This is a genomic window from Actinokineospora cianjurensis (assembly GCF_003663795.1).
Taxonomy (GTDB): domain Bacteria; phylum Actinomycetota; class Actinomycetes; order Mycobacteriales; family Pseudonocardiaceae; genus Actinokineospora; species Actinokineospora terrae.
Map to the genome: position 1 here is coordinate 283,336 of NZ_RCDD01000005.1, position 13,914 is coordinate 297,249.

The window sequence follows — 13,914 nt, forward strand, 5'->3', positions numbered from 1 at the left end:
TCCTGCCCCAGCCCCCACCCTCTCCGGGGGGCGTCCCAGGTCCCAGCCTACCGGCACCCCCCGACAGAAGATCTTGAAACAGGCCGCCGAAGATCCACATGTGGACAACTTCTGTCCCTGAACCGGGTGAACACCCAGGCGGTCCGTAGTGGGAAAGGCCAGGCCAGAGAAGTGGACCGGGTGACGGCAGCAGCAGAGCGGGCGAGTCGTTCGAAAAGGGTGAGGCCGTGAGCCCGACAAGCGGGCCCACGGCCGTCTCACACCCTCGCGCGGACCAACCCCAGTCTGGACACGACCTCCCGGGTCGCCTTCGAGCGGTTCAGGGTGTAGAAGTGCAGGCTGGGCACGGACTCGGCCAGCAGGTCGGCGCACAGCTCCGTTGCCAGGTCGATTCCCGCTTTGCGGAACGAGGGCGCGTCGTGCTCCCAGCGCAGGAGTCGGGACACCACCCGGGTGGGCGCGGGCACACCGGCGAGTTCCACCGCCTTGGTGAACGTCCGGATCGTCGTCAGCGGCATCACCCCCGGCACCAGCAACGCGTCGCACCCGCGCGCCGCCACCCGATCGCGCAACCGCAGGAAGTCGTCGGCGTCGAAGAAGAGTTGGGCGATGGCGTAGTCCGCCCCCGCGCGCAGCTTCCGTACCAAGTGCTCGGTGTCGGTTGCCAGATCCGTAGAGCGAGGGTGGCCGTAAGGAGAAGCTGCCACCCCAACACAAAAGTCGCCCAATTCACGAACCAGTCGGACCAGTTCCTCCGCATAGGACAGTCCTAGCGGGTGTGGAACCCACTCACCATTGACATCCCCGGGAGGATCTCCGCGGATGGCGAGGATGTTGCGCACCCCCACCGAGGCGTACCACCCGATGACGTTGCGCAGCTCGGCGATGGAGTGGTCGACCGCGGTCAGGTGCGCCACGGGGAGCAGGGTGGTCTCGGTGGCCACCCTGCCCGTGGTGCGGATCGTGCGGTCCCGCCGCGAGCCGCCCGCGCCGTAGGTCACCGACACGTAGGCCGGGTCGAGTGGCTCCAGTTCGCGGATCGTGCGCCACAGCAACCGTTCCTCGTCGTCGTTGCGGGGCGGGAAGAACTCCACCGAGAACACCGGGTCGGCGCCGCGCAACCGCTCCAGCACCGTGGTCATGGCCTCAAGCCCCGACGACCTGGCGCAGCGCGTCGACCCGGTCCGTGCGCTCCCACGGCAGGTCGATGTCAGTCCGTCCGAAGTGGCCGTACGCCGCGGTCTGCGCGTAGATCGGGCGCAGCAGGTCCAGGTCGCGGATGATCGCCGCGGGCCGCAGGTCGAACACCTCGCGGATGGCCTGCTGGATCTTCAGCGGATCCAGCGTCTCGGTGCCGAAGGTCTCCAGGAACAACCCGACCGGCGCTGCTTTGCCGATGGCGTAAGCAACCTGTACCTCAGCCCGCGAAGCCAACCCCGCTGCCACCACGTTCTTGGCCACCCAGCGCAACGCGTACGCCGCCGAGCGGTCCACTTTGGACGGGTCCTTGCCGGAGAACGCGCCGCCACCGTGCCGGGCCATGCCGCCGTAGGTGTCGACGATGATCTTGCGGCCGGTCAGCCCGGCGTCACCCATCGGGCCGCCGATGACGAACCGGCCGGTCGGGTTCACCAGCAGCCGGGTGTCCGAGGCGTCCAACCCGAGCGCGGCCACCTCCGGCGCCACGACCTGCTCGCGGATGTCCTTGGCCAGCATCCGTTCCAGGTCCACCCCGTCGGCGTGCTGGCTGGAGACCACCACGGTGTCCAGCCGCACCGGCTGGTCGCCCGCGTACTCCACGGTCACCTGGGTCTTGCCGTCCGGGCGCAGGTACGGCAGCGTCCCGTCCTTGCGCACCGCGGTCAGCCGCCGGGAAAGCCGGTGCGCCAGCGCGATCGGCAGCGGCATCAGCTCGGGGGTGTCGGTGCTGGCGTAGCCGAACATCAGGCCCTGGTCGCCCGCGCCCTGCCGGTCGATCTCGTCGTCCGCGGACTCCACTCTGGACTCGTAGGCGGTGTCGACGCCCTGGGCGATGTCCGGCGACTGCGCGCCGATCGCCACGTTCACCCCGCACGAGTTCCCGTCGAACCCCTTGGCCGAGGAGTCGTAGCCGACGTCGAGCACCACCTCGCGCACGATGGCCGGGATGTCGGCGTACGCCTGCGTCGTCACCTCCCCGACCACGTGCACCTGCCCGGTGGTCACCAGGGTCTCCACCGCCACCCGCGACCTCGGGTCCACGCGCAGCAGCGCGTCGAGCACCGAGTCGCTGATCGCGTCGCAGAGCTTGTCCGGGTGGCCCTCGGTCACCGACTCGCTGGAAAACAGCCTCGACGACATGTCGCTCCCTTGGAAGTTCGTGTGCCCGCCCCTAGCGCTTGTGCGCGATGACGACCCCGTTGGCGCCCACCGCGTCGAAGGCGATGACCTCCGGGTCGGCGAACCCGGCGTCGGTCAGCCAGGTCGCGTACTCGGCGACGGTGTAGTTGCGGCCCTCGGTCTCGATCAGCTTGTTCAGGCTCATCATCGCCGCGGGCAGCGGCCCGGTCTTCTCGTCGTTGACGAGCAGTTCGCACAGCACGACCGACCCGCCCGGCTCCAGCGCCTCGAACGACTTGCGCAGCAGCACCCGGTTGCGGGTCTCGTCCCAGTCGTGCATCACCATGGAGAACAGGTGCAGGTCGTGCCCGCCGGGGAAGGCCGGGTCGGTGAAGAAGTCCCCGTCGATCGTGCCGACGCGCTCGGCCGCCCCGGCCGCCTTGATGTTGTGCGCGGCGATCTCGGCGACGAAGGCGAGCTCGTAGACGTTCGCGCGCAGCTGCGGGTAGACCCGGGTCAGCTCGATGTCGAACGCCGCCGAACCGCCACCCACGTCGAGCAATGCCTTGTAGCGGCTCAGGTCGACGTGCTCACCGAGGGTCCGCGCGGTCTGGGTGGACATGGCGTGCATCGCCTCCCAGAAGACCTCCAGCATGCGGGGGTCGGCGCTCTCGAACAGCGACCGCTCCTTGTCCGGGTCCCAAGTGGTCGGACGGTTGGTGCGCACCGCGGTGGTCAGCTTGTCCCAGCCCGCGTAGAGCCGCTGGTCGAACATGGTGATCAGGCCGCCGAGGTGCGATGCCTTGCCCGGCACCAGGAACTCCTCGCTCAGCGCGCTGTTGCGGTAGCGGCCGTCGCGCTTCTCGAGCAGGTCCAGCGCCGCGCAGCCGGTCAGCAGGATCTCCGCAGGGCGCTCCTGGGTACCGAGTTCCTCGGCGAGTTCGGCCGCGGTGACGCCCTCGGTGCCCGACAGCAGGGTGAACAGGCCGAGCTCATAGGCCGAGGCGAGGGTCTTGAACTGCCAGAAGCTGGTGGCCAGCGCCATCAGCGGCAACGGCGAGGGGGAGTCGGTCGTGGCCATCGGTGGTCCTTTCCTTCGCGGGGTGGGTCAGGCGGGAACGGCCACGATCACGCTGGTCGGCGACGACGTCGCCCTGATCTCGGTGATCCGCAGGTCCGCCGCCTCGAACAGCGGCACCAGCTCGGCCTCGGTGCGGATGTGCCCGGTCAGCAGCGCCAGCATCACGATGTCCTCGAACTTGCCGAAGTGCGGCGCGTCCCCCGGCGGCGGGACCTCGTCGATGACGATCAGCGTGCCGTCGGCGGGCAGCACCCGGCGGATGTTGCTCAGCAGCGCCACGGAGTCCTTGTCGTCCCAGTCGTGCAGCGTCCAGGACACGACGTAGAGGTCGCCGCCCTCGGGCACCCACTCCAGGAAGTCACCGCCGACGCACCGCGCCCGGTCGGCGACACCGGCCTCGCGCAGCACCTCCTCGGCGGCGGGGACGACGCGCGGCAGGTCGTAGAGCACCGCGGTCATCTCGGGGTACCGCGTGAGGATCGACGCGACCAGGTGCCCCTTGCCGCCGCCGACGTCGACCAGCCGCCGGACCCCGCTGAGGTCGTAGCTGTCGAGCGTGGCGCCGTTGACCAGCTGCGACATGTTCCCCATGGCGGCGTTGAACACCGACGCCAGCTCGCCGTGGGAGGTGAGGTACTCCCACCAGCTGGTGCCGTGCACGTGGTTGAACGCGGGCTGCCCGGTGCGGACGCTGTGCAGCAACGCCCCGAACGCCTGCTGCCGCGGCGCCAGACCGACGTAGCGGGCCAAGTCGCGCATGGATGCCTCGGTGTCGCCGCGTAGGGTGGCCGCGAGGGGGGTGAGGCCGAAGACGTGGTCCTCGACCTCGGTGAACACCTCGACACTGGCCAACGCCCGCAGCGCCCGGTAGAGGCTGCGCGGGTGGCTCTCGGTCAGCTTCGCCAACTCGTCGACGTGCTTGGGCTCACCCTCCCGCAAGTGGTCCGCCACCCCGAGCTCGGCGACGACGACCAACAGGTGACTGGTCAACGAGCCGTAGAGCATCTCGTACATCCGCACGGCAGGCGGCACGTCCTGGGACATCACATCTCCATCAGGTCAGGGATCGCTACTGCCCAAGTCGACACGGCACACGGGCACGCACCCGCCCCACCGGTCCCACAGCCACCCGACACACGCCGCGCCCCAGGCACCTGCCCAGCCATCCTCCCGCCGCCCCACCCGCCCACACATCACGCGATCACGCGACCCACCACGCGCGACTCGACCTTGCCGGGTTGGTGCCACTGCCCGCTCACCGGCACGCCACTACCCGCTTGATGCGCCTATCGAGCCAGCCACCCCTGCTGCCTGCTGCCTGCTGCCTCGGTGAGGCGCCTCGGCGCGGTGCGAGTGCATGGGCGGCGAGGCAGTGGTGTGGCGGGCAGGGGCTTGGCGCGCTGAGGAGATAGCGGCTGTCGATGGGCGTGGTGTGGAGTTCTCCGCCAGCCCCGTCCCTGCTACGCCGCCCAAGAGCCCGCGCCATCCGCCGATACCGCCTTCACGCACCCCACCCCGCTACCCACCACCCATGGGCGTTCCTGCGATCTGCTGAGTGCCACCACAACTCGTCGGCGCCCACCGAGCCGAGACACCTCTACCGCCCGCCCACGCCCGCCTGTCGGCTGCTTCCCGCACCGCGCCCAGACGGCCCCACCGCCCACCGTTACCCCTACCGCTTGCCGCTACCCCACTCGGTGGCCGCTATCCCACAGCCAGCCGCCACCCCCGCCGTCTGTCGCTTACCCCCACCGCGCCCCGACACCTCTACCGCCCGCTCTAACCCCCACCACAACCGCTTCGCGCGCGCACGCCAGTCCTGCCCCAGCCCCCACCCTCTCCGGGGGGCGTCCCAGGTCCCAGCCTACCGGTACCCCCCGACAAACGATCTCCACACAGCGCCTCGAAGATCCACATGTGGATAACTTCTGTCCCTGAACCAGGTGAATGTCGCCACCCGACCGTGAAAGAAGTCGCAGGTCAGCAGCGGTTACGCGGCAACAGCAGCACCAGCCAAGACGAAGTCGTCCAGCGGAAGATCAACGAATGGCCGCCAGCAACCCGGAACGTCCTCAGTAGACACTCAAGTGGTGACCTCGTCCCGATCACGAACCACCACCTTGCGCGTCAGTTCGACCCGGCTGTTCACGCCGAGTTTGCTGAAGCTGTGGCGGAGGTGGCTGTCCACTGTGTGCGGTGAGAGGAACAGCCTGCTGGCCACCTCCCGGTTCGTCAGGCCCTCCGCCACCAGACGCACCACGCGCAGTTCTGACTGGGTCAGGCTCGCCCACCCACCAGACCGCCCCGCAGGGGTCTCGCGGCGGAACTTGCGTTTCACGCCCATGCGGCGCAGGCACTTCTTCGCTCGGGCTGCTTCCCGGGTGGCGCCGCAGTCGATCCACACGCCCAGGGCTTCTTCCATCAGGTCGACCGCGTCCCCGCCGCGTCCGGCCAGGTCTTCGGCGAGTGCTGTGTCCGCCATGGCCGCCGCGCGGGCGAGGGGGCGCGGGCTCGACCGGTACGTCCGCACAGCGGCGCGCAACAACCCGAGGTCGCCCCGCAACAAGCCCTCCGCGTGCATGGCGGCCGCGACGAGCGAGGGCACGTCGCTGTTGAGTGATGCCAGCAGTTGCGCTGCCGCGACCGCGGTCGATGCCTGCTCGTCGAGCCCCGTGCCCATGGCGATGCGCACCACCTGCGCGGCCATCCCCGTGTCGTGCGTGAACAGGTACAACCGGTCCGGCACCGCCGCGAACACCCCGGCCAGACATCCGAGCGCCTCGGCCTGACTACCCGCCGCGTCGTGCAGCAACGCTGCGGTCCAGACCACTTCCTCGGACGCGACACCGGCCGCGATCAGCGCCTCGGCCCGGTCGAGGTGGGTGCGGGCCAGGTCCATGTCGTCGCGCAGCAGGGCGATGCGGGCCAGCAGGGCCAGCAGCGGCACGGTCCTGGCGGGTGTGCCGACCGCGATCCCCGCCTCCGCCTGCGTCTGGGCCTCGCTGAGCCGACCCCAGGCGAGCATCAGTTCCGCGCGGTGGAAGTGCCACAGCGGCTGCGACCACGCCGTGCCCAGTTGGTCGGCCTCGCGCTGGCCCATGGTGAACGCCGCGTCCGCGTCGGCGAAGCGGTCGACCGCCGTCAGCGTGCGGCCCAGCCACAGCTGCGGGTGCTGGTGGCGCACGACCCCGCCGATGCTGTCGGCCAACCCCACCGCGGTCTCCCCGTGGGTGACGGCCTCCGCGAGCTTGCCCTGGATCCGCGTCGCGACCCCGCGTGCGGCGTTCCCGCACACCCAGGCGGTGTTGACGCCGATCGTCTCCCCGAGCGCGGCCGCGTCCCGGCCGGTCGTGGCCGCCTCCTCGACGCTGGGCGCGTCCAGCAGCGCGTACGCCCGGATCGCCATCAGCTGCGCCCGCACCGGACCGGCCAACCCGGTGCGCGCCAACGCCCGCGCGGTGTAGTCGACCACCGGCGCGGTGTGCCCGGCGACGTACATCGCCTCCGACAGGCCCAGCAGCAGCGTCGCCTCGTCGTCCACGCTCAGCCCGGCGTGCAACGACTTCTCGCCCAGTTCCCTGGCGTGCGCGAACCGACCGGCCGACGCCAGCAGCCGCACCGCGTGCGCCACCAGCCGGGGCCGCGGCTCGTCGTGCTCGCCCATCAGGTCCAGCATCCGCAGGATCAGGTCGGCCGCGGTGTGCGGCGCGGTCGGCGCCAGTTGCCGGACCGCGTTGCCCAGCACGCCAAGGGCTTGCGCGTCACCGCACCGGCCGCTGCGGACCAGGTGCTCGGCGACCTCGACGCTGGAGCGGCCCTCGCCGTGCACGACCTTGGCCGCCTCCCGGTGCAGCGCCAACCGGACCGGGCCGGGCAGCGCGGCGTAGAGCGCCTCGCGCACCAGGTCCTGCCGCAGCGCCAACTCGGTGCCGTCGGTGACCAGGACGTCGTCGTCGACCAGTTCGTTGATCAGCGGCATGATGTCGACCGCGGCCTGGCCCAGCAGCCCGGCGACCTCGTGCACGGTGAACGGCCTGCCGAACACCGACCCGGCGTCGAGCAGCCAGCGGGTCCGCTCCGAGAGCCCGCCGAGGCGGCGCTCGACGGTGTTGAGGAACCCGGCGGGCACCTCGTCGCTCTCGACGGTGGCCACCCCGTCGGCGACCCGCGCGGTACCGGTCCGGTGCAGGGCGGCGAGCAGTTCCCTGAGCAGGAACGGGTTCCCGCCGGTGCGCTCGACCATCGCCAGCACCCGCGGGTCGGGCACGCCGCCGAGCACCTGCGCGCACAGCCCGGTGACGGCGTCGGCGTCGAGCGGGCCGAGGGTGAGCCGGGGGGCGCCCTCGCCGATCAGCCAGTCGATGGTGTCCTGGGTGAAGCCGCGGCTGGGGGAGGGGCGGCGGGCCAGGAGCCAGAGCACCGGGGCGTCGGCGAGGGCCGGGATGAGGCCGCGCAGGATGTGCGCGGTCAACTCGTCCGCCCAGTGGGCGTCGTCGAGCACCACGAGCAGCGGGCGGGCCGCGGCGCACCGGCTGATCCGCTCGCCGAGCTTGTCGGCCAGCCGCACCGGGTTGGCCGCGGGGTCGGCGGTGTCGGACTCGTCGAGCACGTGGATGCCGTTGGCGCGCAACAGGGTGCGCAGGGTGCGCAGCGGGGCGGCCCGGTCCAGGTGGGCGGCGCGGCCGAACGCCGTGCCCAGCCGTCCGGACACCGCGTCGGCCACGGCACCGACCAGGCGGCTCTTGCCGGTACCGGCCTGGCCCTCGACCACGTAGCAGCCGCCGGTACCGCTCACGACCCCCAGCGCTGCCTCGGTCAGCTCGGCCAGCGCCGAGTCCCGGCCGACCAGCGGAATTTGGACCATCTCCAGCACACCCCTCCCCGTGACGGATTCCTCGGATGTCCACGCAGCATCTTTCTGGACCGCCGCCGGGACACCGACCACCATTAGGGTGAAAGGGCAACAAACTACCGGTCTGTCTAGTTGATCTTGTACGAGATGTACCCACCTTTCCCGCTCGACAACTACTCGACGGCGGGGGTGGAAATGAAAGAGTGGGACCCGCTGGGCGCACCGGCCCCACTCTTTGTCATCCTGCCATGGATAGTGCTCGGGGGCCGTTCAGCGCAGTGCGCCGACCCGGGTCAGCGCTCAGCCTCGGCCCGCGACGAACTGCGCCGCCTTCTCCGCGACCCGCCTGCCCTGGAAGTTCGCCGCCGCCAACTCTTCCTTGGTGGGGTTCTTGTCCACGTGGATGCTGCTGGCGCCGTAGGGGTTGCCGCCAGCGGCCGAGACCACGTCGTCGGCGTAGCCGGGGGTCACGATGATCGCGCCCCAGTGCATGAACACGTTGTACAGGCTGATGATCGTCGACTCCTGGCCGCCGTGCACCTCGTCGGAGCTGGTGAACCCGCTGACCACCTTGTCGACCAGCTTGCGCTCGAACCAGAGCCCGCCGGTGGTGTCGATGAACTGCTTGAGCTGCGCGGCGACGTTGCCGTAGCGGGTCGGCGAGCCGAACAGGTACGCGTCGGCCCACAGCAGGTCATCCAGCGTCGCCTCCGGCACGTCCTCGGTCGCCTTGGCGTGCTCGGCCCAGTCCGGGCTACCGGCGACGACCGAGGCGGGGGCCAGTTCGGCGACCTTGCGCAGTCGGACCTCGGCGCCCGCGTCGATCGCGCCCTCCTCGATCGCCTTCGCCAACTGGTGCACGTGCCCGGTCGAGCTGTAGTAGATGACCGCGACCTTGACGCCCATTGTTGCTTCCTTCGTCTGTTGTTGTTTACCGATGTGAGCGGCGCGCCATTGCACCGCGCGTCGTCGCGTCCGTTATCCGCGAATGTCGTCCGCGGCCGTTGCATTCACTGGCCATTGAGGACTGGAAACGCGCTATAGAACTCTGCTACCCGGTCAGCCGAGTGCCCGGCGGAGCAGGTCCTCGTACACTGCCGGTTCGTCCTGGTCGATCACCGGGAATCCGATTCCCCACTCGCCCTCCCAGTGCAGGCGCACCCCGGGGTTGTGGTGGGCGGACCCGTCGGGCAGGAACAGCGTCGGGCTGCCCTGCACGGTGTCCCCGGCGCACAGCGGCACCTGGCGCTCGATCTCCGCCCGCGCCCACCCCTCGACCAGCCCGGCCTTGACCGACTCGACGTCCACCCCGGCCTCGCCCGCGATCTGCAGCACCACGTGTCGCATGGAGATGTTGCGGCTCTGCCCGAACAGCGCCAACCGCAGCGCCCGGTCCAACCGCTCGCTGGCCTCGAGGCCCTGCTTCTTGGCGACCTCGACGGCCTCCATCGCCAGCACGGTGGTCACCGGGTACTCGTGCGTCGGCCCCTGCCACACCTGCCACCCGGCCTCCGGCGCCAACCCACCGGCGACCGGGATCTCCGCGTCCAGGATCAACTTCGGCGTCGCCATGTCGTTGATCAGCTCCAGCGGGAACGCCCTGACGTCGAAGCGCACCCGCTCGGTGAGCCCGAGCCGCTCGCGGGTGGTGTGCAGCCGGTACGCCGCGATGTGCGCCCACGGGCACCCGATGTCGGCGTAGAAGACGATCGTCCCTGGTGCGACGTCGATGACCTGGGTGTCCACGCTGGTACTCCTCGCTGAGTTCCCCTGGAGCCCCGGGTTCGCCTAAGCGGAACTGGCTCCACATGCTGCTGTCAGGTTAACCGGAACCAGCTCCGGTGCGCAACAACCGGAGCCAATTCCGATTCTGTGCCGGTCTGGGGGTGGTGGCGAAACGGGGAAGACCTCCGGCCCGGGGTGGGCAGGAGGTCTTCCGTGCGTGCCGTGGTGCCTCTATCGGGTGAGTTCCTCCGCCGGTGCGACTCCTCGGGTGGTGAACGCCCAGGTCGCGTTATCCACAACGCCGCGGTTGTCCACAACTTCGGCCGACCCTCTGGCCCCGCAACCGTGGTCCGATAGACTGGCTTCGGGGACGCCCCCCGGAGAGGGTGGGGGCTGGGGTTGGCGGGGAGGGTCTCCGGAAGCGCTGGTGTCGATCTTGGGGCGGAGGGGGGCGCCGGCTGGAACCGGGGATTGCGCTGCGATTGACGGGCGAGGTCGTCGCAGCCGGGGTGGGGGTCAGGAGCCTGCCGGGGCGTAGATGGGGGTGGGGGCGCTGGTGGGGAGCCAGGCCAGGGGGATGTGGGTGGTGGTGTAGAGGCGGGGGGTGAGGCAGGCGCGGGCTATGGCGTCGGCGTCGCCGAGGATCACGGAGTCGACGCCGGGGCGGATGCCTGCGGCGGTTACCCAGTGGACGGCCTCGGTGGGGATGCCGAAGGCGTAGCGGTGGGGGTGGGCGGTGCCGGTGGCGTCCAGGACCCGGTAGGGGCGGCGGGTCACGGCGAGGCCGCCGGTCTCGTAGGTGTCGATGCGGTACGGCGCGCAGCCGCCGGTGGTGCGCAGGTGGGTGATGAGGGTGTCGTCGGTGTGCCGGATGTCGACCTCCGGCAGCCGGGCCTCGATGAGCGTGTCGACGACCTCGGCCGACCCGGGCACCCCGTCCGCCCGCAGCAGGAACCCGTCCGGCCGGGGCTCGACCGCCATGCCGGGGCCGAGCACGCGCAGCACCCCGGCCCGCACCAGCGCGATCATCTCCTCGATCCGGCTGGTCGGCGGCCCGATCGACAGGTACGCGTTGAGCGGGGTGTACCAGCGCTGCAGCTCCGTCCGGTACGACTCGCCGGGGATGCCGCTGTGGTCGACCACCAGCCGGATCTCGTTGCGCAGGTCCCGCAGCACGTCCAGCGCCGCCTTGAGCGGGTCGGTGACGTTGCCGCGCCTGGCCGCGACGACGTCGGCGCGCAGGTGGTCGAGCAGCCACTCCCGGAACCGCCCCGGGTCCGCGAACTCCAGGCCCGCGTAGGGCTTGGCGACCAGGTCCCAGTCCCACCGCGCCGCAGGCTCGATCCCGTACTCGTCCAGCAGCGACGCCTCATCCGCCCCGGCGACGAACGCCCGCTGGAACCCCAGGAAGTCCTGGCCGCGCAACGCCAACAGCGCCCGGTAGTACGACACAGTGACCTCTTTGGACACCAGGGGCCACACCTCGGCGGTGAACCCAGCCCGCCGCGCCCGCAGGTCCGCGATCACCTCGGGCGTCACGAACAGCGGCTCGTGCCGACCGGAGACGCCCTTCTCGTTCTCGCCCCGCGCGTGGTACGGCACACCCCGCCGCGACCCCGCGATCAACACCGGCTCCGCCCCGGACGGCGCGTAGACCAGCCCGTCTGGGCCTCGGCTGAACGTGCCCCCGCGACCTGAGGTCAGCAACGCCATGTAGTCGAAGAAGTTCAGCCCCATCCCGCGCAGACCAACGCGTTCACCCGGCGCGATCCGGCTCAGGTCCGCGTCCGCGGGATTCGACGGCGGCAGGTAGCGCAACCCGTGCTCGGCCGCCAACTCGGCGAACCGTTGCTCCCGCTCGCCAATCGGCATGTCCACGTGCCCCTGCGCCAACACCACCGACGTCAGCCCCGCCAACACCTGCCCGTCGGCCAGGGTGACGACCTGCGTGCCATCGGCCGCGTCCGCCACCGCCACCGCCACCGCGTCGTGCAGCCGAACCGTGACCCCCGGCGGCGCCGTGATCACGAGCCGCCGCAGCACCCACACCAGGTAGTGCCCGTAGAACGCCCGTGACGGGTAGGAATCCGGCCCGAGCGCGGCCGCCTCCCGCCGGACACCCGCCGGGTAGTCGTCGAAATCGGCCATCGAGAGCAGGAACCGCGCCCACTCGTGCAGGCTCGGACCGGGCACCACCGGCCCGGCGCAGCCCACGCTGTCGTCGGTGAACAGGGTGACCTGCGAGGCGATCGTGTTCATCAGCAGCAGGTCCGGCTGCCCGACCCGCCACACCCGACCACCCTCGTGCACGTGCGGGTCGACGACGTCGATCACAACCCGGTGAGCGGGACCGGCCACCGCGGCGTTGGCGCACAGCCGTTCCACCACCGAGATCCCGCGCGGTCCCGCGCCGACCACGCAGATCCGTGCCGTCGCGCCGTCATCGCCAGCGGTCATGATGGTCTCCCCGGTCCGGGCCCGACGGGCTCCACACAGGACGGTGGCCGTCGCGGCATCGCCTGCCCCACACTGTAGTCCGCGCACCCGCGACCGCATCCCGTCTTGACGTGATGTTCGCGCCCCGCCACCGCCAACATCACGCGTTCCCGGGATTACCGGCCGCGGCCGCGTCGGTAGAAAGGGAAGGGTCCGCTGCGGGATAACCCGGTGAGGGTGCGATGACCACGACCGTGCTGAAGTTCGGTGGCACCTCATTGGCGACCACCGAGAAGATCCGCCGGGTGGCGGCGATCGCGCACGGCACGCACGCCGGGGGCACCGCCACCGTGGTCGTCGTCTCCGCGCGCGGCAAGACCACCGACGACCTGATCGCCGCCGCGACCGCGCTGACCGATGCGCCGTCGGCCCGCGAGACCGACCAGTTGCTGGCCACCGGCGAGAACGCCTCGGCGGCCCTGGTCGCGCTGGCGCTGCTCGACCGGGGCGTGCCCGCGGTGTCGCTGACCGGGCCGCAGGCGGGCATCCTCGCCGCCGGACCGCACGGTGCCGGGATGATCGCCGCGGTCGACCCGCAGCGGATCACCGCGCACCTGGCCCGCGGCCGGGTGGTCGTGGTCGCCGGGTTCCAGGGCGAGTGCGACGACGGCGACATCGTCACCCTGGGCCGGGGCGGGTCGGACACCACCGCGGTCGCGCTCGCGGTGGAGCTGGGCGCGCGGGCCTGCGAGATCTACACCGACGTCGACGGTGTGTTCACCGCCGACCCCCGGCTGGTGCCCACCGCCCGCGTGCTGGCGACCGTCGACCCGCTGGTGATGGCCGAGATGGCCTTCTCCGGCGCGCAGGTCATGCACTCGCGCGCGGTGGAGCTGGCCTCGGTGCACGGGCTGGATGTGCTGGTGCGCAACACCATGACCGGTGCGGGTGGCACGACGATCCTGGGACGGAGCAGCGACATGATCGAGACGAGGGGCTTCATAGCCGCGGTCACCCACGACCGGGCGGTGGCGCGGGTGGTGCTGCGCCGCGGGCGGCGGGAGGTGGACCTGGTCACCGCCGTGCTCGGCGCCTTCGCCCGCGCCGCGGTGCCGGTCGACATGCTCGCCTGGCACACCGACCGCGGCGCGGTCGACCAGGTCGGCTTCGCCGTGCACCGCGGCCAACTGGTAGCCGCCCGCGCCCTGCTGCGGCAGTTGGCCACCACGCACGGGCTGGGCACCGAGCTCGACGAGGGCGTCGGCAAGCTGTCGGTGGTGGGCACCGGGCTGCTCAACCGGCCGGAGTTCCTGGCCAGGATGCTGGCCGCGCTGGCCACCATCGACGTGGCACCGGACTGGTTCGCCACCGCGCAGTCGCGGATCTCGGTGCTGGTGCCCGCGTCCCGGCTCACCGAGGCGGTCATCGCGGTGCACCGCGAGTTCGAGTTGGACGCCGACGACCTGCCCGTCGAGTCCATGACCCTGGCCTGATCCCCGGC

At 71.1% G+C, this 13,914-nt stretch carries 9 protein-coding genes; 1 reads left to right on the plus strand and 8 read right to left on the minus strand.

Annotated features, from left to right (window positions below; translation table 11 throughout):
* Window positions 1-257 precede the first annotated feature (257 nt).
* The 8 genes from CLV68_RS26595 to CLV68_RS26630 form a co-directional block, all read right to left on the minus strand.
* Window positions 258-1,142 carry a methylenetetrahydrofolate reductase gene (locus CLV68_RS26595; RefSeq protein ID WP_121393625.1) on the minus strand — a complete coding sequence of 295 codons (885 nt, stop codon included), beginning with the start codon at window positions 1,140-1,142 and terminating at the stop codon, window positions 258-260.
* A gap of 4 nt (window positions 1,143-1,146) precedes the next feature.
* Window positions 1,147-2,340, minus strand: a complete 1,194-nt coding sequence (metK, locus tag CLV68_RS26600; RefSeq protein ID WP_170224597.1) for a methionine adenosyltransferase — start codon at window positions 2,338-2,340, stop codon at window positions 1,147-1,149.
* Between the two features lie 31 nt (window positions 2,341-2,371).
* Window positions 2,372-3,400: a methyltransferase gene (locus CLV68_RS26605; RefSeq protein WP_121393626.1), complete on the minus strand. Its 1,029-nt coding sequence runs from the start codon at window positions 3,398-3,400 to the stop codon at window positions 2,372-2,374.
* Between the two features lie 27 nt (window positions 3,401-3,427).
* The gene (locus tag CLV68_RS26610; protein WP_121393627.1) at window positions 3,428-4,444 is read right to left on the minus strand and encodes a methyltransferase; all 1,017 of its coding nucleotides are present in this window, start codon (window positions 4,442-4,444) and stop codon (window positions 3,428-3,430) included.
* A 1,039-nt stretch (window positions 4,445-5,483) separates the two neighbouring features.
* On the minus strand, window positions 5,484-8,264 hold the full coding sequence (locus CLV68_RS26615; protein WP_246010137.1) for a helix-turn-helix transcriptional regulator: 2,781 nt from the start codon (window positions 8,262-8,264) through the stop codon (window positions 5,484-5,486).
* 288 nt (window positions 8,265-8,552) lie between these two features.
* Window positions 8,553-9,158 (minus strand): NAD(P)H:quinone oxidoreductase, encoded by a 606-nt coding sequence (wrbA, locus tag CLV68_RS26620; RefSeq protein ID WP_121393629.1) that lies wholly within the window; start codon window positions 9,156-9,158, stop codon window positions 8,553-8,555.
* Window positions 9,159-9,311: 153 nt separating this feature from the next.
* Window positions 9,312-9,998, minus strand: a complete 687-nt coding sequence (locus tag CLV68_RS26625; RefSeq protein WP_211346776.1) for a DsbA family oxidoreductase — start codon at window positions 9,996-9,998, stop codon at window positions 9,312-9,314.
* A 495-nt stretch (window positions 9,999-10,493) separates the two neighbouring features.
* Window positions 10,494-12,434, minus strand: coding sequence for an FAD/NAD(P)-binding protein (locus tag CLV68_RS26630; protein ID WP_121393630.1), 1,941 nt, complete (start codon window positions 12,432-12,434; stop codon window positions 10,494-10,496).
* Between the two features lie 221 nt (window positions 12,435-12,655).
* On the opposite strand from CLV68_RS26630, the gene CLV68_RS26635 reads away from it, so the two are divergent.
* A complete protein-coding gene (locus CLV68_RS26635; protein ID WP_121393631.1) occupies window positions 12,656-13,906 on the plus strand; it encodes an aspartate kinase in 1,251 nt (416 codons plus the stop codon).
* Window positions 13,907-13,914 lie beyond the last annotated feature (8 nt).

What these genes read in the sequence shown, in the direction of transcription:
- CLV68_RS26630 (WP_121393630.1), bottom strand. Translation starts at nt 12,434, where the DNA reads ATGACCGCTGGCGATGACGGCGCGACGGCACGGATCTGCGTGGTCGGC.
- CLV68_RS26615 (WP_246010137.1), bottom strand. Translation starts at nt 8,264, where the DNA reads ATGGTCCAAATTCCGCTGGTCGGCCGGGACTCGGCGCTGGCCGAGCTG.
- CLV68_RS26610 (WP_121393627.1), bottom strand. Translation starts at nt 4,444, where the DNA reads ATGTCCCAGGACGTGCCGCCTGCCGTGCGGATGTACGAGATGCTCTAC.
- CLV68_RS26635 (WP_121393631.1), top strand. Translation starts at nt 12,656, where the DNA reads ATGACCACGACCGTGCTGAAGTTCGGTGGCACCTCATTGGCGACCACC.
- metK (WP_170224597.1), bottom strand. Translation starts at nt 2,340, where the DNA reads ATGTCGTCGAGGCTGTTTTCCAGCGAGTCGGTGACCGAGGGCCACCCG.
- CLV68_RS26605 (WP_121393626.1), bottom strand. Translation starts at nt 3,400, where the DNA reads ATGGCCACGACCGACTCCCCCTCGCCGTTGCCGCTGATGGCGCTGGCC.
- wrbA (WP_121393629.1), bottom strand. Translation starts at nt 9,158, where the DNA reads ATGGGCGTCAAGGTCGCGGTCATCTACTACAGCTCGACCGGGCACGTG.
- CLV68_RS26595 (WP_121393625.1), bottom strand. Translation starts at nt 1,142, where the DNA reads ATGACCACGGTGCTGGAGCGGTTGCGCGGCGCCGACCCGGTGTTCTCG.